The organism is Nocardioides zeae, from assembly GCF_010686755.1.
Classification (GTDB): Bacteria; Actinomycetota; Actinomycetes; order Propionibacteriales; family Nocardioidaceae; genus Nocardioides; species Nocardioides zeae.
Map to the genome: position 1 here is coordinate 227,437 of NZ_JAAGXA010000007.1, position 20,851 is coordinate 248,287.

General features: G+C 73.0%; 15 protein-coding genes. 11 read left to right on the forward strand and 4 right to left on the reverse strand.

Going from position 1 to position 20,851, the window contains the following annotated elements:
* The first annotated feature begins 23 nt into the window (after positions 1 to 23).
* The 6 genes from G3T38_RS12105 to G3T38_RS12130 all read left to right on the forward strand — a co-directional run bounded on the left by G3T38_RS12105 (position 24) and on the right by G3T38_RS12130 (position 7,986).
* Positions 24 to 3,581, forward strand: coding sequence for an ABC transporter ATP-binding protein (locus tag G3T38_RS12105; protein ID WP_163772548.1), 3,558 nt, complete (start codon positions 24 to 26; stop codon positions 3,579 to 3,581).
* Positions 3,582 to 3,748: 167 nt separating this feature from the next.
* Positions 3,749 to 5,008: an MFS transporter gene (locus G3T38_RS12110; protein WP_163772549.1), complete on the forward strand. Its 1,260-nt coding sequence runs from the start codon at positions 3,749 to 3,751 to the stop codon at positions 5,006 to 5,008.
* Positions 5,009 to 5,072: 64 nt separating this feature from the next.
* A complete protein-coding gene (gene trpS, locus G3T38_RS12115) occupies positions 5,073 to 6,113 on the forward strand; it encodes a tryptophan--tRNA ligase (protein ID WP_163772550.1) in 1,041 nt (346 codons plus the stop codon).
* Positions 6,114 to 6,123: 10 nt separating this feature from the next.
* Entirely contained in the window at positions 6,124 to 6,645 is a 522-nt protein-coding gene (locus G3T38_RS12120; RefSeq protein WP_163772551.1) for a 2'-5' RNA ligase family protein, read from the forward strand.
* Positions 6,646 to 6,668: 23 nt separating this feature from the next.
* Positions 6,669 to 7,715, forward strand: coding sequence for a YhjD/YihY/BrkB family envelope integrity protein (locus tag G3T38_RS12125; protein WP_163772552.1), 1,047 nt, complete (start codon positions 6,669 to 6,671; stop codon positions 7,713 to 7,715).
* Positions 7,716 to 7,758: 43 nt separating this feature from the next.
* On the forward strand, positions 7,759 to 7,986 hold the full coding sequence (locus tag G3T38_RS12130; RefSeq protein WP_163772553.1) for an SCO4848 family membrane protein: 228 nt from the start codon (positions 7,759 to 7,761) through the stop codon (positions 7,984 to 7,986).
* 125 nt (positions 7,987 to 8,111) lie between these two features.
* On the opposite strand, the gene G3T38_RS12135 is transcribed toward G3T38_RS12130, so the two are convergent.
* The 4 genes from G3T38_RS12135 to G3T38_RS12150 all read right to left on the reverse strand — a co-directional run bounded on the left by G3T38_RS12135 (position 8,112) and on the right by G3T38_RS12150 (position 12,874).
* Positions 8,112 to 8,855: a succinate dehydrogenase/fumarate reductase iron-sulfur subunit gene (locus G3T38_RS12135; RefSeq protein ID WP_163772554.1), complete on the reverse strand. Its 744-nt coding sequence runs from the start codon at positions 8,853 to 8,855 to the stop codon at positions 8,112 to 8,114.
* Positions 8,852 to 10,903: a fumarate reductase/succinate dehydrogenase flavoprotein subunit gene (locus G3T38_RS12140; protein ID WP_163772555.1), complete on the reverse strand. Its 2,052-nt coding sequence runs from the start codon at positions 10,901 to 10,903 to the stop codon at positions 8,852 to 8,854. Before G3T38_RS12140 ends, G3T38_RS12135 begins: the two co-directional genes overlap by 4 nt.
* A gap of 15 nt (positions 10,904 to 10,918) precedes the next feature.
* Positions 10,919 to 11,632 carry a succinate dehydrogenase cytochrome b subunit gene (locus G3T38_RS12145; RefSeq protein WP_163772556.1) on the reverse strand — a complete coding sequence of 238 codons (714 nt, stop codon included), beginning with the start codon at positions 11,630 to 11,632 and terminating at the stop codon, positions 10,919 to 10,921.
* Between the two features lie 147 nt (positions 11,633 to 11,779).
* The gene (locus G3T38_RS12150; protein ID WP_163772557.1) at positions 11,780 to 12,874 is read right to left on the reverse strand and encodes a glycosyltransferase; all 1,095 of its coding nucleotides are present in this window, start codon (positions 12,872 to 12,874) and stop codon (positions 11,780 to 11,782) included.
* A gap of 183 nt (positions 12,875 to 13,057) precedes the next feature.
* Between G3T38_RS12150 and G3T38_RS12155 the strand changes: the two genes are divergently transcribed.
* From G3T38_RS12155 to G3T38_RS12175, 5 genes are all read left to right on the forward strand, one after another.
* Positions 13,058 to 14,905 carry a methylmalonyl-CoA mutase family protein gene (locus tag G3T38_RS12155; protein ID WP_163772558.1) on the forward strand — a complete coding sequence of 616 codons (1,848 nt, stop codon included), beginning with the start codon at positions 13,058 to 13,060 and terminating at the stop codon, positions 14,903 to 14,905.
* 50 nt (positions 14,906 to 14,955) lie between these two features.
* On the forward strand, positions 14,956 to 17,076 hold the full coding sequence (gene scpA, locus G3T38_RS12160) for a methylmalonyl-CoA mutase (protein WP_338037615.1): 2,121 nt from the start codon (positions 14,956 to 14,958) through the stop codon (positions 17,074 to 17,076).
* The gene (gene meaB / locus G3T38_RS12165) at positions 17,076 to 18,077 is read left to right on the forward strand and encodes a methylmalonyl Co-A mutase-associated GTPase MeaB (protein WP_163772560.1); all 1,002 of its coding nucleotides are present in this window, start codon (positions 17,076 to 17,078) and stop codon (positions 18,075 to 18,077) included. The genes scpA and meaB overlap by 1 nt, the downstream gene beginning before the upstream one ends.
* Before the next feature lie 286 nt (positions 18,078 to 18,363).
* Entirely contained in the window at positions 18,364 to 19,554 is a 1,191-nt protein-coding gene (locus tag G3T38_RS12170; RefSeq protein WP_163772561.1) for an amidohydrolase, read from the forward strand.
* 114 nt (positions 19,555 to 19,668) lie between these two features.
* A complete protein-coding gene (locus G3T38_RS12175; protein ID WP_163772562.1) occupies positions 19,669 to 20,715 on the forward strand; it encodes a BMP family ABC transporter substrate-binding protein in 1,047 nt (348 codons plus the stop codon).
* Positions 20,716 to 20,851 lie beyond the last annotated feature (136 nt).

Below are 20,851 nucleotides of genomic sequence, written 5' to 3' on the forward strand. Positions count from 1 at the left end.
TGCGCCTAGCGTGGTGCCTCGCCATGAGCCGCACCCCCACCATCTCGGACCCTCCCACCGACCGCGCCCTCGAGGCGGCGGAGCGCACGTCGCGTGCCGCCGCGACGGGCCGGCAGCGGATCGACTGGCGACGCCTGCGCGGGCCGGCGGCCACGGTCGCGCTCGTGCTCTCGTTCCTCGGCGCGATCGGTGAGACGCTCGGGACGGTGGTCGCCGGTCGCCTGGCGGCCGGTCCGTCCGGCACCCTCGTCGGCGTGCTGGCCGCCTGCGTGGTCGGCGGTGCCGTCGTGGACGCCGTGGGGCGGGTCGTCTGGGCAGGGGTCGTCGACCGGGCCGAGGGGCGCCTGCGCGACGACCTCCTCGACGCGGCGCTGGACCAGCCGCTCGCCGCCCTCGGCGAGCAGGGGGTCGGCGAGATCCTCGACCGGGTCGACGACGACACCCACGACGTCGGCACGCTCGCTCGACGGCAGGTGTGGAGCGCGCTGCGCACCGTGTTCGCGGCCCTGCCCATGTGGATCGTCGCGGGTGTCACGTGGTGGCCCGCCTGGCTGCTGTTCCCGGTGATGGCCGTGGTCGTGTGGTGGGCCGTCCGGTCCCTCCTGCCCGACCTCACCCGGCGCAAGATCGTCGAGGAGGTCGCGTGGACCGACCACGCGACGGCCTTCGAGGAGGGCATCGCAGCGCGTGACGACCTGCGCACCTCGCTCGGCCAGGCCTACGTGCTGCGCCGCGCGAGCGAGCTCGCGTCGGTCGTGCACCAGCGCCTGCGCTCGGTCGTGCAGCGTCAGATCCAGGTCACCTACCGCACCGGGCTGCTGCTCCACGGCCTGCTCGCCGCGGTCGGGGTGGTCGGGGTCGCGCTGGTTCTCCACGACGACCTCACGGTCGCCCGCCTCGTCACCCTCTTCCTCGTCACGACGCTCTTCGTGGGCCAGGTCGAGGAGATGGCCCGCCACCTGCCCGACCTGCAGGCCGGCCTCGGCGCGCTGGTGCGCCTGCGCCAGCTCCACGAGGCCGAGCGTGAGCCCACGGACGGCGCCCCCGTCCCGGAGGGGGCCGTGGAGGTGCGCTTCAGGGGCCTGGACTTCGCGTACGCCGAGGGCACCTTCCGCCTCGTCGTCGACGACCTCGTCGTGCCGGCCGGCGAGACCCTGGCCCTCGTCGGGCGCTCGGGGTCGGGCAAGTCGACGCTGGCGGCCCTGGTCTCCCGCGCCCAGGAGCCGCCGCGGGGGAGCGTGCTCCTGGGCGACGCGGACGTCCGCGACCTCGACCTGCAGGCGCTGCGGCGCAGGGTCGGCGTCGTCACGCAGCGCACCGAGATCGTCGCCGGCACCCTGGCGGAGAACATCGCCCTCTTCGGGGACGTCGCGCCGGGGGCCGTCGAGGCCGCCGTCGCCGCCCTCGGCCTCGGTCCCTGGGTGGCGGGTCTCGAGCACGGCCTGGACACCCGCCTCGGGCCGGGTGGCACGACGCTCTCGGCGGGCGAGGAGCAGCTGGTGGCCTTCGCGCGGCTCCTGGTCCGGGACGTCCAGGTCGTCGTGCTCGACGAGGCGACCGCGCGCATGGACCCCCGCACCGAGATGCTCGTCGTGCGGGCGGCCGACCGGCTCCTGCGTGGCCGCACGGGCCTGCTCGTCGCCCACCGGCTCTCGACGACGGAGCGGGCGTCGCGCGTCGCCGTGCTCTCCGACGGACGCGTGGTGCAGCAGGGCGCGCGGGGCGTCCTCGCCCAGCGCCCCGGCCCGTTCCGCGACCTGCTCGACGCGGCGGAGGAGGTGGACGAGGCCGAGGGCGGTCCGGTCCCCGAGGGTCCGACCGCGGCGACCCCGGGCCCCGCGGGGATCGGCGCGGTCCGTCGTCGCGGCGAACCCCCGCCGAGCCGCGACCCCGGCCACGGTCCGAGCCTGGCCCGGGGGATCTGGAACGCACTGCTGGTGCGCCCCTGGTGGGGCCTGTTCGCCACGGCGCTCTTCCTGGTCTCGGCGCTGGCCGGTGCCTTCGGCGCCGTGTCGGCGTTCCTCTGGGGGCGCATCGTGCAGCAGGTCGCCGGGGGCGAGGTCGCCGTGGCCCTGCTCGTCGGGCTGGTCGTCAGCCTCCTGCTCGGTCCCGTGCTCCTCAACGAGGCCATGCGGCGCTACCCGCGGTGGTGGATCGAGATCCTCCTGCGGGTCCGCACGAACGTGCTGGTCGCCCAGACCGACCAGCGTCGGCTGCCGAGCGACCCACCCGGTGAGATCGCGGCGCGTGCGATGGACGCGGACCGGTTCGCGCGCTACGCCGACCGGTGGGTCGACTTCACCAACGCCGCGCTCATCGTCGTGGTGACGACGGTCCTCGGCGGCAGCCTCCTGGCCGGTGGGGTGCTGCTCGCCGTGATGCTGGGCGCCGCCGCGGCGTCCGCGCTGGGCCGTCCCGTCGCCGGTCGCTCGGCGGCCACCGCCGCCACGGCGCGGGCCGGCTTCGGCCGCGCGCTGGTGTCGGTGCTCGACGCGGCCCGCACGGTCAAGCTGGCTGCCGCCACGGACGACGTGCGCGCCCACCTGCGCCGGGTCGACGCGGGGCGGGTCGACGCGGCGGTGCGGGAGCACCGGGTGCAGGCCGCCCTCGACGGCGTGCCGCTCGTGATCGTGCAGCTCGGCGTCGTGACGGCGTGGGGCGTCTACCTCGCCGGCGGTTGGGACCTCGCGACGGCACTGCTCGTCGCCGCGGCGGTCACCGGGTTCGACTACTTCGGCCTCGTCGTCGGCTGGGTCATCACCGAGGCGCCGGGCACCCGCGCGTGGCAGCGGGCCACCGCGACCTTCGCGGGGGGCCGCGACCTGACGCGGCTGCCTCCCGGCGTCGACCTGGTGGCGGGCACGGCTCCGGCACCGGCGGCGCCCGAGCCCGGCGAGCCCCTCGAGGCGCTGCACCTGCGCGGCCTCACGGCCGTGCACGACGACGGCACCATCGGCGTCGAGGGCGTGGACCTCGACGTACGCCGCGGGGAGCTCGTGCTGCTCCTCGGCCAGGTCGGCTCGGGCAAGTCGAGTCTCCTCGGTGCGGTGGCCGGCCTGGTCGCGCACCGGGGCGACCTGCGGTGGAACGACGGGCCCGTCGCCGACGCCGAGACGTTCCTGCGGCCGTCACGGGTGGCCTACGTGGCGCAGGTGCCGCGGGTGCTCTCCGGCACCTTCGCGGACAACCTGCGCCTCGACCACCCCCGCGAGATCGGCGTCGCGGCGCGCACGGCGCGCCTGGAGCGCGACCTGGAGGCCGCCGGCGGGCTCGACGCCCTCGTCGGGCACCGGGGCGTGCGCCTGTCCGGGGGACAGGTGCAGCGCGTGGCGCTCGCCCGGGCCCTGGCGACCGAGGCCGACCTGCTCGTGGCCGACGACGTGTCGAGCGCGCTGGACGCGACGACGGAGCTCGAGCTGTGGCAGGCGCTGCGCGAGCGCGGCACGACGGTGCTGGGCGCCACCTCGAAGCGGGCGGCACTGGCCCGGGCCGACCAGGTGGTCGTGCTCGTCGACGGCCGCGTGGCGGCGGCGGGTCCGTGGAGCGACCTCGCCCCCGCCTGGGGCCACCTCGCCGGCTGACGGACCCGGCTGAGCGGCTCACCCCTGTCGGGACGTCATGCGACCCGGCGGCCGGGGGCGCCCCCTCGCACGACGTCCCGCGGTTCGGGGTCCGCGCCGTGTTGCCCGGGTCACGGCGTGCGCGAGGAATGCGTCCGACGAGGCATGCCGTTGGAGAATGAGTGCCGATGACGACCTCGACCTCCGTGCCCCCGACCGACGGCGCCGTGCCGCCTCCCGTCGCCGAGCCGACCGGCCCCCGTCTCTCCGGCGCCCGGGTGGCGCTGGCGATCGTCGCGCTCGCCCTCGGCAGCTTCGCGATCGGCACCACGGAGTTCGTGACGATGGGGCTGCTGCCCGACATCGCCCGCGGCATCGACGAGTCGATCCCGACGACGGGGCACATCATCACGGCGTACGCCCTGGGTGTCGTCGTCGGTGCTCCTCTCATCGTGTCGCTGGGCGCGCGCCTGCCGCGGCGCGAGCTCGCGGTGGCGCTGATGCTGGCGGTGGCCCTCGGCAGCGCCGCCACGGCGCTCGCGAGCGGCTACCTCCCCGTCATGCTGGCCCGCTTCGTCGCCGGTCTGCCCCACGGCGCCTACTTCGGCGTGGCCTCGCTCATCGCTGCGTCCCTCGTGCGGCCCGAGGCCCAGGGACGTGCGATCAGCGGCGTCATGGTGGGTCTGTCGGTCGGCACGGTCGCCGGTGTCCCCGCCTCCACCTGGCTGGGTCAGGAGGTGGGCTGGCGCTCGGCGTACTGGATGGTCGTCGGCGTCGGTGTCCTCGCCGCCCTGCTGGTGCTCCTCGCCGTTCCCCACACCCCCGGGGACCGCACGGCGACCGTACGGCGCGAGCTCGCCGCCCTGCGCCGGCCGCCGGTGCTGTTCGCGTTCGGCACCGGCATGATCGGGTTCGGCGGCATCTTCGCGATGTACAGCTACGTGGCGCCGCTCCTGACCGACGAGACGGGCCTCGCGAAGAGCGCCGTGCCGTGGTTCTTGTTCGTGTTCGGGGTGGGCTCGGTGCTGGGCTCGTGGCTCGGCGGGACGCTGGCCGACTGGAACATCGAGCGCTCCGTGGTGGGTGGGTTCCTGGTGTCGGTGGCCGCGCTCGCCCTGGTCGTGCCGCTGGCGGGGAGCCCCGTGGCGGTCGGCGTGATCGTCTTCACGGTCGGCCTGCTCGGCTCGGTCCTCGCGATCACGCTGCAGGTGCGGCTCATGCAGTCGGCCGGCGACGCGCAGATGCTGGGCGCCGCGCTCAACCACTCGGCCCTCAACATCGCGAACGGCCTGGGAGCCCTCCTCGGTGCGGTCGTCATCGACGCGGGCTACGGCTACCGGGCGCCCAGCATCGTCGGCGCCGGCCTGGCCACCGCCGGTCTGGTGCTCTTCCTGGTGTCCCTGGCCGCCCAGCGCCGTACCGCGTCCGCTGGCGCCGCCGCGGTCTGACCCCGCCGACCACCCGCCGGACCCGTCCGCGGGGACGGGCGGGCGGCCTGGAAGAATCCGGACCATGTCCGAGCAGGCTTCCTCCGCACCGACGGGTGCGCCGCGGCAGCGGGTCCTCTCCGGGATCCAACCCACGGCCGACTCGTTCCACTTCGGCAACTACCTCGGTGCGCTGCGACAGTGGGTGAGCCTGCAGGACGAGCACGAGCCGTTCTACATGGTCGTCGACCAGCACGCGATCACCGTCGAGCAGGACCCGAAGGTGCTCCGCGAGCGCACCTACCGCTCCGCCGCGCAGCTCCTGGCGATGGGCGTCGACCCCGAGCGCTCGGCGATCTTCGTGCAGTCCCACGTGCCCGCCCACGCGCAGCTGGCCTGGGTGCTCAACTGCATCACCGCGTTCGGCGAGGCGCGGCGCATGACGCAGTTCAAGGACAAGTCGGCGAAGGGGGGCGAGGGCGCCTCCAGCGTCGGCCTCTTCACCTACCCGATCCTGCAGGCGGCGGACATCCTGCTCTACCGCCCCGCCTACGTCCCGGTCGGCGAGGACCAGCGCCAGCACCTCGAGCTGACCCGCGACCTCGCCCACCGGTTCAACACGCGCTACAAGAAGACCTTCCGTCTGCCGGAGCCGTACATCCTCAAGGAGACGGCGAAGATCTACGACCTGCAGAACCCGACCGCGAAGATGTCGAAGTCCGCGTCGTCCCCGGCGGGGATCATCGACCTCCTCGACGACCCCAAGGTGAGCGCCAAGAAGATCCGCTCCGCCGTCACGGACTCCGAGGCCGTCGTCGCGTTCGACCCCGAGGGCAAGCCGGGGGTGTCCAACCTGCTGTCGATCTTCGCCGCGCTCACCGGTCGTCCGGCCGAGGAGATCGCCGGGGACTACGCGGGGCGCGGCTACGGCGACCTCAAGGGCGACCTCGCCGACGTGGTGGTCGGGTTCGTGACCCCGCTGCGGGACCGCGCGCTGGAGCTCCTCGAGGACCGCTCGGCGCTCGACGAGGTGCTCGCCTCCGGCGCCGCCCGCGCCCGGGCCGTCGCCGACCGCACGCTCGCGGACGTCTACGACCGCGTCGGCTTCGTTCGCCCGCTGGGCTAGGGTCGAGCGCGTGCCCACGATCGGAGTCGCCCTGGCCCTCCCGGAGCCCTGGGCGGAGCAGCTGCAGAGCTATCGGCGGTCGCTCGGCGACGCCACGGCGGACCTCATCCCGACGCACATCACGTTGATCCCGCCGACGGAGGTGCCGGAGCCCGAGCTGCACGCGGTGCGCGAGCACCTCGACCTGGCGGCGGGCAAGCACACGGCGTTCCGCATGCACCTGCGGGGGACGGGCACCTTCCGGCCGATCTCGCCGGTCGTCTTCGTGACCGTCGCCCAGGGCATCGGGGAGTCGGAGCAGCTCGCCGACGACCTCCGCAAGGGGCCGCTCGAGGTGGAGCTCGACTTCCCCTACCACCCGCACGTGACGGTGGCCCACCACCTCGGCGACGACCTGCTCGACCGCGCCTTCACGGAGCTCGCCGAGTTCGACTGCGCCTTCGAGGTCGACCGCTTCCACCTCTACGTCCACGACGACGTGGCGGGGTGGCGCCGCACCGACGACTTCCCCCTGCAACCTGCTGCCGGGTGACCCGAGGACGAGGAGGGCACGACGTGGCTGGTGCGGTGGAACGAGCGAAGGTCTGGTTCGCGGAGCAGCGGACGGCGCGACCCTGGTTGGACCACACGGTGCGCATGCAGCAGCACTACGGTGCCGTGAAGGGCAACACCCAGGCCGGCGCGGTCACGTTCTTCGGCTTCCTGTCGTTCTTCCCGCTGCTGGCGCTCGCGTTCTTCGTCATCGGGTGGATCGCGAAGGTGTACCCCGACGCCCAGCAGCAGCTCGTGGACGCCATCACCAGCATCTTCCCCGGGATGATCGGCTCGGGGGAGGGCGAGATCTCGATCGACGACTTCGAGTCCGCGGCGAGCACCGCCGGACTCATCGGCCTCGTCGGCGTGCTCTACTCCGGGCTCGGCTGGCTCTCCGGCATGCGGGAGTCGCTGCTGGTGGTCTTCGACGAGCCCGCCGACGAGCAGCCCAGCTTCGTCAAGGGCAAGCTGCGCGACCTCGCCGCGCTGGGCTCGATCGGTGCCGTGCTGTTCACGAGCGTCGCGATCTCGTCGGGCCTCAACGCCTTCTCCGCGGACGTGCTGGCCTTGGTCGGCCTCGGCGACGAGCTCGCCTGGCTGCTGCGCATCCTGACGGTCGTCGTGGGCATCCTGGCGAGCTCGGTGCTCTTCACCGTGATGTTCCGCCTGCTGGCCGCGCCCGACATCCCGCGCATCGACCTGTGGAAGGGCGCCCTGCTCGGCGCGGTCGGCTTCGAGGTGCTCAAGCAGGTGGCCGGACTGCTGCTCGGCTCGACCAAGGGCCAGCCCGCGTTCCAGGCGTTCGGCATCGCGCTCATCCTGCTGGTGTGGATCAACTACTTCTCACGCGTCGTCATGTACGCCGCGTCCTGGGCCCACACGTCGACGTCGGCCCGTCTGCGGCGCGAGCTGGCGGCCGCCGAGGAGGAGGCGCGCCTCGCCGCGTTGCGGGTCGACCTCGACAAGCCCGCGGACGAGGAGATCACGGTGAACCAGGCCGCGGCCCGGTCGTTCGCGCTCGGTGCGGCCACCGTCGTGGGCTTCGGCTGGCTCTTCCGACGAGGCTGACCCCCCGTACGCCGCGGGCGGGCCTCGTGGGACCATGGCGTTCGTGAAGCTCGAGCGCAAGCACGCCGTCCTCCTGCTCGCGGTGGCGGTCTGGAACGTGGTGACCTTCGGCAACTTCGCGAAGAACCTCTACCAGACGTACGACGCGGGGGAGGAGCGCGCGACGGGCTACTGGGTGGCCCACATCGTGCTGATCGTGGTCAACTTCGTGATCGCCGGCGTGCTGGGTCGGCTGGGCTGGAAGGCGCTCCGCGCGACGCGCTCCGAGTGACCCGCCGAGGGGAGCCCCGGTCGCCGTGACCGTTCCGTGACCTCTTCGTGATCCACCGTGACCATGTGCCACCGGCCGCCACCCCCGAGGGGATGGCGGCCGGTGGCGTCAGCGGCAGGTGCGGCTCAGAAGCCCTTGAACATCGCGGTCCGCAGGTCCTTGTTGAGCTGGCTGATCACGTCGAGCGGGATCTCCTTGGGGCACGCAGCGGCGCACTCGCCGATGTTCGTGCACCCGCCGAAGCCCTCGTGGTCGTGCTGGGCCACCATCGACGTCACGCGGCCGTAGCGCTCCGGCTGGCCCTGCGGCAGCTCGCCGAGGTGGGTGATCTTCGCGCCGAGGAACAGCGAGGCGGACCCGTTGGGGCACGCCGCGACGCACGCGCCGCAGCCGATGCAGGTGGCCACGTTGAAGGCACGCTGCGCCTTGTCGCGCGGGGCCGGCACCGAGTTGGCCTCGGGCGCGGAGCCCGTGTTGGCGGAGATGAAGCCGCCGGACTGGATGATGCGGTCGAACGCCGAGCGGTCGACGATGAGGTCCTTGACGACGGGGAACGAGTCCGCGCGCCAGGGCTCGATCGTGATGGTGTCGCCGTCCTTGAACGACCGCATGTGCAGCTGGCAGGTCGTCGTGACCTCCGGGCCGTGGGCCTGGCCGTTGATCATCAGCGAGCAGGTGCCGCAGATGCCCTCACGGCAGTCCGAGTCGAACGCGACCGGCTCCTCGCCCGTGGTGAGCAGCTGCTCGTTGAGCAGGTCGAGCATCTCGAGGAAGGACATGTCCTGCGAGACGCCGTCGAGCTCGTAGGTGTGCACCGCGCCCTCGGCCGAGGCGTTGGCCTGGCGCCAGATCTTGAGGGTGAGCTTCACTTGTACGACCTCTGCTTCATCTCGATGGCGGTGTAGATCAGGTCCTCCTTGTGGAGCACGGGGGAGCCGTCCTCGCCGCCCCACTCCCAGGCCGCGACGTACGCGAACTCGTCGTCGTGGCGCAGCGCCTCGCCGTCCTCGGTCTGCGACTCGGCGCGGAAGTGTCCACCGCACGACTCGCGCCGGTTGAGGGCGTCGATGCACATGAGCTCGCCCAGCTCGATGAAGTCGGCGACGCGGCCGGCCTTCTCGAGGTCCTGGTTGAGGGACTCGGCGGAGCCGAGCACCTTCACGTTGCTCCAGAACTCCTTCTTGAGGTCCCGGATGAGGCCGATGGCCTTGACGAGGCCCTCCTTGGAGCGCTCCATCCCGCAGTACTCCCACATGATGTTGCCGAGCTCGCGGTGGAAGGACTCGACGGAGCGGGTGCCGTCGACCGACATGAACCGCTGGATGCGGGCCTCGACCTCGGAGCGCGCCTCGAGCACGGCCGGGTGGTCCTCGGCGATCTTCTCGAACGGACCGTCCGCGAGGTAGTCGCGGATGGTGTTCGGGAGGACGAAGTAGCCGTCGGCGAGGCCCTGCATGAGGGCCGAGGCGCCGAGGCGGTTCGCGCCGTGGTCGGAGAAGTTGGCCTCGCCCGTGCAGAACAGGCCGGGGATCGAGGTCTGCAGCTCGTAGTCGACCCAGAGGCCGCCCATCACGTAGTGGACGGCGGGGTAGATCCGCATGGGCGTCTCGTACGGGTCCTCGCCGGTGATCCGCGCGTACATGTCGAGGAGGTTGTCGTACTTCTCCTCGATCTTGTCGCGGCCGAGGCGCTCGATGGCGGCACCCAGGTCGAGGTACACGCCGCGGCTGACGAGGCGCTCCTCGCCGTCGGGGCCGATCTCCTTGACCTTGGGACCGACGCCGCGACCCTCGTCGCACATGTACTTCGCCGCGCGGGAGGCGATGTCGCGGGGCACCAGGTTGCCGAAGGCCGGGTAGATCCGCTCGAGGAAGTAGTCGCGGTCCTCCTCGGGGATGTCCCGCGGGTCCTTGTCGCAGTCGGCGGCGTTCTTCGGCACCCAGATGCGACCGTCGTTGCGGAGCGACTCCGACATCAGGGTCAGCTTCGACTGGTGGCTGCCGGTCACGGGGATGCAGGTCGGGTGGATCTGCGTGTAGCAGGGGTTCGCCATGTAGGCGCCCTTGCGGTGCGCGCGCCAGGCGGCCGTGACGTTGGAGCCCATCGCGTTGGTCGACAGGTAGAACACGTTGCCGTAGCCACCGGTGGCGAGCACGACGACGTCGGCGAGGTGCGTCTCGATCGCGCCCGTCACCATGTCGCGCGCGATGATGCCGCGCGCGCGACCGTCGGCGACGACGACCTCGAGCATCTCGTGGCGGGTGAACTGCTCCACGGTGCCGGCCGCGACCTGGCGCTCCATCGCCTGGTAGGCGCCGAGCAGCAGCTGCTGGCCCGTCTGGCCGCGGGCGTAGAAGGTGCGGGACACCTGCACGCCGCCGAAGGAGCGGTTGTCGAGCAGCCCGCCGTACTCACGCGCGAAGGGGACGCCCTGCGCGACGCACTGGTCGATGATGTTCGCGCTGACCTCGGCGAGGCGGTAGACGTTCGACTCGCGAGCGCGGTAGTCGCCGCCCTTGACCGTGTCGTAGAAGAGGCGGAACGTCGAGTCGCCGTCCTCCTTGTAGTTCTTTGCCGCGTTGATGCCGCCCTGGGCGGCGATCGAGTGGGCGCGACGCGGGGAGTCCTGGTAGCAGAAGGACTTGACGTTGTAGCCCGCCTCGCCCAGCGTCGCGGCCGCGGCACCGCCCGCGAGGCCCGTGCCGACGATGATGATGTCGAGCTTGCGGCGGTTCGCCGGGTTGACGAGGCGGTTCTCGAACTTGCGGGTCGTCCAGCGGTCCTTGATCGGACCGGTGGGGGCCTTGGCGTCGACGAGCTTCTCGCCGAGCGTGTAGTAGCCGGCCGCGTCGTCCGAGGTCTGCTCGGGCGCGGCGTTGAGCGGGGTGAGCCCGTCGTGGAGGGTGCTGCCAGCCATGGTGTCGTGGCTCCCTTACTTCTCGATGATTCCGGTGAGCACGGCCAGGGGCACGAGCGAGTAGCCGCCCGCGATCACGATGGCGAGCAGCCAGCCGGCCTGCTTCGCACGAGCCCGCGACGAGGCGGTGTTCGTGTAGCCGAGGGTCTGGATGGAGCTCCAGGTGCCGTGGTGGAGGTGGAAGGCCAGGGCGAGCATCGCCACGAGGTAGATGATCGTCATCCACCAGACGCTGAACGTGTCCACCAGGAGCGAGTACGGGTCGCCGGCGGCGTCGCCCGTCTCACCGGTCTGCGGGTTGACCTTGCCGGCCGTGAAGTTGATCAGGTGCCAGATGATGAAGATCAGCAGCGTCGCACCGCCCCAGCGCATCGTGCGCGAGGAGAGGGAGGAGGCGACGTTGCGCTTCACCTGGTACTTGTCCCGGCGGGCTGCTCCGGCGCGCCGGGCGAGGATCACCGCGGCGGTGACGTGAGCCACGAGCGCGACCAGCAGGCCGACGCGCGTGATCCAGAGGAAGCCCTCGTACGGGAGGATCGGCTCACCGAGCTCGCGCAGGTGGTGCGCGTAGTCGTTGAACTTCTCCTGGCCTGAGAACGCCTTCAGGTTCCCGTACATGTGCACGAGCGTGAAGGCGATGAACAGCAGGCCGCTGACGGCCATGACCAGCTTCAGTGCAATGGTCGAGCGTGTCGACCGGGGCGTCTTGACGAGAGTCGGGGTTGCCACGGGCGGCACGGTACCCCTCTGTCCGGTCAGGTCGTAACGCAGGTGAACCTCACTGCGTGTGACATATCCCCGGTTACCGGCGGGTTACAGACCGACGCGAACCGTGGCGGAGGGCGCCGCCGCCCTCAGCGCCGTCTCAGCGTGCTCTCAGCCGGCGGCGGCCAACGGGGACGTCGCCGCGAGCGCGCCGTAGTGCACCTCGAGCAGCTCGTCCACCGCGTCCCGCCAGGTCCGCTGCTCGGCGAGGGCGCGTCCGTGGGCCCCCAGGAGACCGCGGTGGCGGTCGGCGACGACGGCGGCCACGGCGTCGGCCAGGGCACGCGGGTCCGCCACGTCCACCAGCAGGCCCGACTCGAGGTGGTGCACCACGTCCCGGGCGCCGCCGGTGCGCGCCGCCACCACGGGGACGCCGGAGGCGCCCGCCTCGCGCAGGGCGTGGGCGCAGGTGAGCTGCCCCCCGGGGTGGACGAGCACGTCCAACGAGGCCACCGCGGTCGCGAGGTCCCCCGCTGCCAGGGGCCCGGCCAGCTTGCCGCCGGGCCCGGCGACGCCGGTGATCCGGTGCGCCAGCCAGTCGTGCTGCGATCCCTGGCCGATGACGACGAGCCGGACGCCCGGCAGTCCGGCGAGGGCCGGCAGGCGGCGTACGCCGTGATCCTTCTCCAGTGCGCCGACGTACCCGACCACGACCCGCGGTCCGCCTCGCGCGCGTGCGCGCGCCCACGAGGAATGCAGCCACGCGTCGCGGAGGGCGGGGGAGAAGGCGGCGGTGTCGACCCCCGGCGACCAGAGCGCCGCGTCGACGTCGAGCGCGGCGAGCCGCTCCTGCATCCAGCGCGCGGTGACGAGCACGCGGTCGGCCCGCTCGGCCACCTTCGCCTGCCACAGCGGTGCCGCCAGGTCGCTGACGGGCGTCTGCTGCACGACGACCGTCGGCACGCCGAGCCGACGCGCGTGCTTGAGCGCCTTCCGGCCGATCGTCGGACCGAGCTCCAGGGAGGACGTGACGTGCACCAGGTCGGGCGCGAAGCCCTCGAGTGCCGCGCGCACCTGGCGGCCCGGCTTGTCCAGCGCCCGGACCCGCACGATCTCGACGCCGCGGTAGGACGTCAGGCCGGGCGCGGGGGCGACCAGCCGGACGGTGTGGCCGCGGTCGACGAGGCGGTCCACGAGGTTGCGGACCGTCGTCGTGGTGCCGTCGGTCGCGGGGTAGAAGGACTCGGTCACGACTGCGATGCGCACGGACGCCACGGTGCGCCCCGCGACCGTCGTCGGCGTGGCCGCGAGGTGGCCGGCGGGTGAAGGAAGGGGAGCGCAGGACGGGTGCCGGCGCGAGGCGGGTGTGAGATATGTCGCCGATCGATCGCTCGGTCCCCGGCGGGGGTCGGGGTCCCGGTGCGCGGACGCTCCCCTATATTGCGGCCCATGAGCGAAGTCGAAGGCGGGCTCGACGAGCCGACCGAGCTGCAACCCGACCAGGGTGCACTCGCCCTCGCCGACCCCGAGACGGACGCCTGGAGCCAGGCGGACTGGGAGGCAGAGACGGCGCGCGTGCTGCGCAAGAGCCGTCGGCTGACCGACGAGGATCCCGACGCGGCGGTGTGGGACAAGCTGACCCGGTCGACCCTCGACGGGATCGCGGTCCCGCCGATCGGGCGGCCCGAGGACGTCGAGCACCTGGCGGCCGGCGCCCTGCGTCCGCCGCGCACCGGCGGCTGGGACATCCGCGCCCACCTGGGAGCGCGGTCCGTGCCGGCCAAGGACGCCAACGAGACGCTCCTCGTCGACCTCGAGGGCGGCGTCACCTCGCTGTGGCTGCGCGTGGACGCGGACACCGACCTCGACGCCCTCCTGAAGGGCGTCTACCTCGACCTCGCCCCCGTCGTGCTCGAGGCCCCGCGGGAGCCCGGCGCCGGAGTCGCCGTCGCGCGGGCGTTCCTGGCGCACCTCGAGGCGACCACGCCCGCTCCCGGCACCAACCTGGGCGTCGACGCGCTGGCGCCCGCCGAGGACCTCGTCGCCGTGGCCCGCCTGGCGGTCGACGCCGGCGTGCTCGGCCTCGTCGTCGACGCCACCACGGTGCACGACCGGGGTGCCTCGGACGCGCAGGACCTCGCCTACGCCCTCGCCGTCGGCGTGCGCGCGCTCCGCGTGCTCACCGCCGCCGAGGCCGAGGGCGGGGCCGGGCTCGACGTGGCGACGGCCGCGGGGCTGATCGAGTTCCGCATCGCCGTGACGGACGAGCAGTTCGCCTCGATCGCCAAGCTCCGGGCCGCGCGCCGGCTCTGGGCGCGGGTGCTCGAGCTGAGCGGCCTCGACCAGGCCGGCGTCGGTGGTGCGGCTGGCGTGGAGCAGCGCCAGCACGCCGTGACGAGCCGCCCCATGACGAGCCGGTTCGACCCCTACGTCAACATGCTGCGCACGACGGTCGCCGCGTTCGCGGCCGGCGTGGGCGGGGCCGACGCCGTCACCGTCCTGCCCTTCGACGCGCCCCTGGGGCGTCCGGAGACGCTCGGTCGCCGCGTGGCCCGCAACATCTCGCACCTCCTCATCGACGAGGCCCACCTGGGCAAGGTCGGCGACATCGCCGGCGGTGCCTACGCCGTGGAGCGCCTCACCGACGACCTCGCCGTCGCGGCGTGGGCGGTGTTCACCGACCTCGACGGAGCCGACGACCTCGACGCCGCCGTCGCGCCGCTCGTCGACGCGACCGTGGCCGCGCGCGAGAAGCAGGTGGCGACGCGCAAGCGCCCGCTGACCGGGCTGTCGGAGTTCCCGAACCTCGCCGAGGAGCTGCCCGAGCGGGTGCGCGACGCCGACTGGCACGCCGAGTGGGACGCGGTACGGCCCTACGGCGCGAGCTTCGAGGCGCTGCGGGACGCACCCTCCGAGCGCCCCGTGTTCCTCGCGACGCTGGGGACGGTGGCCTCCCACACGGCGCGGGCGACGTTCGCGACCAACCTCCTCGCGGCGGGCGGCGTGGCGGTCGAGCCCGCCGGCGCCACCGCGGACGCGGAGGCCGTGACCGCGGCGTACGAGGCGGCCGTCGGGACGCACGGGCCGCTGCCCGTCGTGGTCCTCGCGGGCGCGGACGCGACGTACGGCGCGTGGGGAGCCGAGGCGGCGGCGGCGCTGCGTGCGGCCGGTGCGCGGCACGTGGTGATCGCGGGGAAGCAGACGGACTACGCCGACGACGCGTGCGCGATGGGGGTCGACGCGCTCGCGTTCCTCGGTCGCACGCGGGCGGCGCTGGGACAGGAGAGCCAGGCATGAGCGTTCCGAAGAGCTTCCGCGGGGCGGAGCTGCGGGGTCCGGACTGGACCATGGGCTGGGACGACGACGCCCCGGAGCCGTGGCAGTCGCCCGAGGGCATCCCGATCAAGCCGCGGTACGACGCTGCCGACGTCGCGGACCTCGACGCCCTCGACACGTGGCCGGGCCTCAGCCCGTTCCTGCGGGGGCCCTACCCGACGATGTACACGACCCAGCCGTGGACGATCCGGCAGTACGCCGGGTTCTCGACCGCCGAGGAGTCGAACGCGTTCTACCGACGCAACCTGGCGGCCGGCCAGAAGGGCCTCTCGGTGGCCTTCGACCTGGCGACGCACCGGGGCTACGACTCCGACCACCCGCGCGTGCGCGGCGACGTCGGCATGGCGGGCGTGGCCATCGACTCGATCTACGACACGCGCACGCTGTTCGACGGCATCCCGCTCGACGAGATGTCGGTGTCGATGACGATGAACGGCGCGGTGCTGCCCGTGCTCGCGCTCTACATCGTCGCGGCGGAGGAGCAGGGGGTGAAGCCGGAGCAGCTCGCGGGGACGATCCAGAACGACATCCTCAAGGAGTTCATGGTCCGCAACACCTACATCTACCCGCCGTCGCCGTCGATGCGGATCATCTCCGACATCTTCAGCTACACGTCGGCGCGGATGCCGCGGTTCAACTCCATCTCGATCTCCGGCTACCACATCCAGGAGGCCGGGGCGACGCAGGACCTCGAGCTGGCCTACACCCTGGCCGACGGCGTGGAGTACATCCGCGCCGGGCTCGAGGCCGGCATCGACATCGACAAGTTCGCGCCCCGCCTGTCCTTCTTCTGGGCGATCGGGATGAACTTCTCGATGGAGGTCGCGAAGATGCGCGCGGCCCGCGCGCTGTGGGCCCGGCTCGTGCGGCAGTTCGACCCGACCAACCCGAAGTCGCTCTCGCTGCGCACGCACTCGCAGACCTCGGGCTGGTCGCTGACCGCGCAGGACGTGTTCAACAACGTCGGCCGCACCGCCATCGAGGCCATGGCGGCGACGCAGGGCCACACGCAGTCGCTGCACACCAACGCGCTCGACGAGGCGATCGCGCTGCCGACCGACTTCTCGGCGCGCATCGCCCGCAACACGCAGCTGCTCCTGCAGCAGGAGTCCGGCACGACCGGCACGATCGACCCGTGGGCAGGCTCGTACTACATCGAGCGCCTCACCCACGACCTCGCCGAGCGGGCCTGGGCCCACATCACCGAGGCCGAGCAAGCCGGCGGCATGGCGGCGGCGATCGAGCAGGGCATCCCCAAGATGCGCATCGAGGAGGCCGCGGCCCGCACGCAGGCCCGCATCGACTCGGGCGCGCAGAAGGTCATCGGCGTCAACACCTTCCGCCTCGCGGCGGAGGACAAGCTCGACGTGCTCAAGGTCGACAACGACGACGTCTACCGCCGCCAGGTCGCCAAGCTCGAGCGCCTGCGCGCCGAGCGCGACGACGACGCCGTGCGGCGCGCGCTGGAGGCACTGACGAACTCCGCCGAGCGTGGCCCCGCCAAGGGCTCGCTCGACGGCAACCTCCTCGCGCTCGCCGTCGACGCCGCCCGGGCGAAGGCCACGGTCGGCGAGATCTCCGACGCGCTGGAGAAGGTCTACGGGCGGCACCAGGCCGTCATCCGTACGATCTCCGGCGTGTACCGCGACGAGTCCGGCCAGAGCGGCGACGGGGGTTCCCTCGTGCAGCAGGTCGTCGACGCCACCGAGGAGTTCGAGGAGGCGGAGGGCCGGCGGCCCCGCATCCTCGTCGCCAAGATGGGCCAGGACGGTCACGACCGCGGCCAGAAGGTCATCGTCTCGGCGTTCGCCGACATGGGCTTCGACGTCGACGTGGGGCCGCTGTTCTCGACCCCGGAGGAGGTCGCCCAGCAGGCGGTCGACGCCGACGTCCACCTCGTGGGTGTCAGCTCGCTCGCTGCCGGCCACCTCACCCTGCTCCCGGCGCTCAAGCGGGCGCTCGCCGAGCAGGGACGTGACGACATCATGGTCGTCATCGGAGGCGTCATCCCGCCGGACGACGTCCCCACGCTCCTCGAGATGGGTGCCGCGTCGGTGTTCCTGCCGGGCACCGTGATCGCCGAGTCCGCGCTCGACCTGCTGGCCAAGCTGCGGGAGCAGCTGGGTCACTGATGGCGGCTCCCTCCGTCGAGGACCTCGTCGAGGGCGTCCGGGCCGGGCGGCGTGCCGCCGTGGCCCGGGCGATCACCCTCGTCGAGTCCTCGCGCCCGCAGCACCGGGCCCAGGCCCGCGAGCTCCTCACCGTGCTCGCGGCGCTGCCCGACGCGGGCGTGCAGTCCCGCGCGGTGCGTGTCGGCATCTCCGGTGTGCCCGGCGTCGGGAAGTCGACCTTCATCGAGGCGCTCGGCTCCCGGCTCACCGCCGCGGGCCACCGCGTCGGCGTGCTCGCGGTCGACCCGTCGTCCGTGCGCACCGGGGGCTCCGTGCTCGGCGACAAGACGCGGATGGGGCGGCTCTCGGCCGACCCGGGTGCGTACATCCGACCCTCGCCGTCCGCCGGCACCCTCGGCGGCGTCGCCCGCGCGACCGTGCAGGCGATGGCGGTGCTCGAGGCGGCCGGGTACGACGTCGTGCTCGTCGAGACCGTCGGCGTCGGCCAGTCGGAGATCACGGTCGCCGGCATGGTCGACACCTTCCTGTTCCTGACGCTGGCGCGCACCGGCGACCAGCTCCAGGGCATCAAGAAGGGCATCCTCGAGATCGCGGACGTCGTCGCGGTGAACAAGGCCGACGGCGACCGCGAGCTGGAGGCCCGCTCCGCCGCGCGCGAGCTCGCCGGCGCGCTGCGCCTGGTGCGGGGGAGCGCGGCGTCGGGGGAGTGGGCGCCGCCCGTCGTCACCTGCTCGGCCCTCACCGACGTCGGCGTCGACGACCTCTGGGAGCGCATCCTCGGCCACCGGGCCCACCTCGGCCCCGGGGGCCTCGGGGCCAAGCGCGCCGAGCAGCAGCTGGAGTTCACGTGGGCCCTCGTCCGCGACGAGCTGGAGCAGCGCCTGCGCCACTCGGCCGGCGTGCGCGCCGTCCGCGACGAGATCCGCGCCTCGGTGCTCGCGGGCGACCTGCCCGCCACCGTGGCCGCCGACCGCGTGCTCGAGGCGTACGACGCGGGGTGAGCCGCGGCGTACCGGGTCTGCGGGGGGAGGAGAACGCGGACCGGCGGTGGACCGGGGAAGTGAAAAGTGCGCCGCGGGTGGAGGAAAACGCGGACCGCGCCCCCGCCGGGATCGGCGTGTCGCGGCACCGGGTCCGCGTTCTCTTTCCCCGACGGTCGGGCCGGTCCGCGTTTTCTTCTGCCGGGCGCCCCGCCCGGCGCACTTTCCTCGCCCCGCGGGCCGCGCGCCGGATGACCGGGGTCACCGCCCGCGGCCCTCGGGCACCCCTTCGCTAGGGTCAGCCTTCGTGCACGCCACCTCCGAGATCCTCACCGCGCTCGCCGACGAGCTGGTGGCCGTGCGCCGTGACCTCCACGCCCACCCCGAGCTGGCCTGGACGGAGACGCGCACGACCCAGCTGCTCGCCGACCGGCTGCGGGCTGCGGGCATCCGCGTGCGCACCCTGACCACCACGGGCCTCGTGGCCGAGGTCGGGACGGAGGGCGAGGGGCCGGTCGTGGCGCTGCGCGGCGACATCGACGCGCTGCCGCTCGAGGACCGCACCGGGCTGGCGTGGGCCAGCACCGTGCCGGGCGTCGCCCACGCCTGCGGCCACGACGTGCACGCCAGCGCCCTCCTCGGCGCGGCGCTCACCCTGCAGCAGCTGCACGAGCGGGGTGCGCTGCCGGGACGGGTGCGCCTGCTCTTCCAGCCGGCGGAGGAGGTCATGCCCGGCGGGGCGCTGGAGCTCATCGCCGCCGGGGCCCTGGCCGACGTGGCGGCCGTGTTCGCCCTCCACTGCGACCCGTCGCTCGACGTGGGGGAGGTCGGGCTGCTCGAGGGGCCGATCACCGGCGCCGCCGACCACCTCGTCGTCCACCTCTCCGGTCGCGGCGGCCACACCTCGCGGCCGCACCTCACCGAGGACCTGACCTTCGCGCTCGGCAAGCTGCTCACCGAGCTGCCCGCCGTGCTGTCGCGGCGCATCGACCCGCGGGCCGGGGTCAGCGTCGTGTGGGGCCAGGTCGAGGCCGGCGTCGCCCCCAACGTGATCCCCGCCGAGGGCCGGATGTCCGGCACCGTCCGCATGCTCGACGCGGAGGCCTGGGCCGTCGCCGAGGACGTGGTGCGGCGGGCCGTCCAGCTGCTCGCCGAGCCGTACGGCGTCGAGGCCGTCGTGCACTACACCCGCGGCGTGCCGCCCGTCGTCAACGCCGCCTCCGCCACGGCCGCGCTGCGGCGCGCCGCGCTGACGGTGCTGGGGCCCACCGGGGCCGCGACGACGCGGCAGAGCCTGGGCGGCGAGGACTTCGGGTGGTACCTGCAGCACGTCCCCGGCGCCCTCGCGCGGCTCGGGACCCGCACGCCCGGCGGGCGCACCTACGACCTGCACCAGGGCGACCTCGTGGTCGACGAGCGCGCCGTCACCATCGGCGCGGCGCTGCTTGCGGAGACGGCGCTCGAGGCGCTCGCAGGGCCGGCCGTCAACGCTAGGTAACAGTTCGATGGAGAACGCCCCGATCGACGTGACGCCCCGATCCGCGCCGTTAGTGTGAGCGCGTTGCGCCCGACCAGTGGCGCTCCCGAGCACGATATTTCTTGAGGAGGCTTCGTGAGGCGCACGAAGTTCGCCGCGGTCCTTGCCGCGGGTGTCCTGGCCCTTGCCGGTTGCGGCGACAGCGGCAGCAGCGACGACAACTCGAACGGCGGTGGCGGCGACGGCGCCGGCTCCGACATCAAGGTGGGCCTGGCCTACGACGTCGGTGGTCGCGGCGACCAGTCCTTCAACGACTCGGCGGCCGCGGGCCTCGACCAGGCGAAGGACGAGTTCGACGTCCAGTCGCAGGAGTCGGAGGCCGAGGACGGCGAGGCCGAGTCGGCCCGCGAGGAGCGCCTGCGCACCTTCGCCGACGCCGGCTACGACCCGATCATCGCGGTCGGCTTCGCCTACGGCCCGGCCGTGCAGAAGGTCTCGGCGGAGTACACGGACGTCCAGTTCGCGATCATCGACGACTCGACGAACACCGCCGACAACGTCACCAACCTCGTCTTCGCCGAGGAGCAGGGCTCGTTCCTGGTCGGTGCCGCTGCGGCCCTCAAGACCGAGACCGACCACATCGGCTTCATCGGTGGTGTCGAGACGCCGCTCATCCAGAAGTTCCAGGCGGGCTACGTCGCGGGCGCCGAGGCGGTCAACCCGGACATCCAGATCGACGTCACCTACCTGACGCAGCCGCCGGACTTCTCCGGCTTCGCCGACCCGGCCCGCGGCAAGACCGCGGCCCAGGGCATGTACGACGCGGGTGCCGACATCGTCTACCACGCGGCCGGTGGCTCGGGTGGCGGCGTCTTCGAGGCGGCGTCCGAGTCCGGCAACCGCGCGATCGGTGTCGACTCCGACCAGTACAACACCGCCGACCCGTCGGTGCGCGACGCGATCATGACGTCGATGCTGAAGAACGTGAACGTGGCGGTCTACGAGTACCTGTCCGACATCGTCAACGGCGAGGAGGTCGGCGGCACGGTGACCTACGACCTCGCGGCCGACGGCGTGGGCTACTCGACCAGCGGCGGCTTCATCGACGACATCGTCGAGCAGCTGGACGAGTACAAGCAGCAGATCGTCGACGGTGACATCGAGGTCCCCACGACCCCGTGACGTCTCCGGACCGAGCGGGCGGGGGCGACCCCGCCCGCTCGGTCCAGGTCGCGTGCCCGGTCAGGACCGGGCAGCGTCGGCGTCTCCTACAGTGACGCCAGTGACACACCATCCAGTGCAGCGGACCCGAGGACGG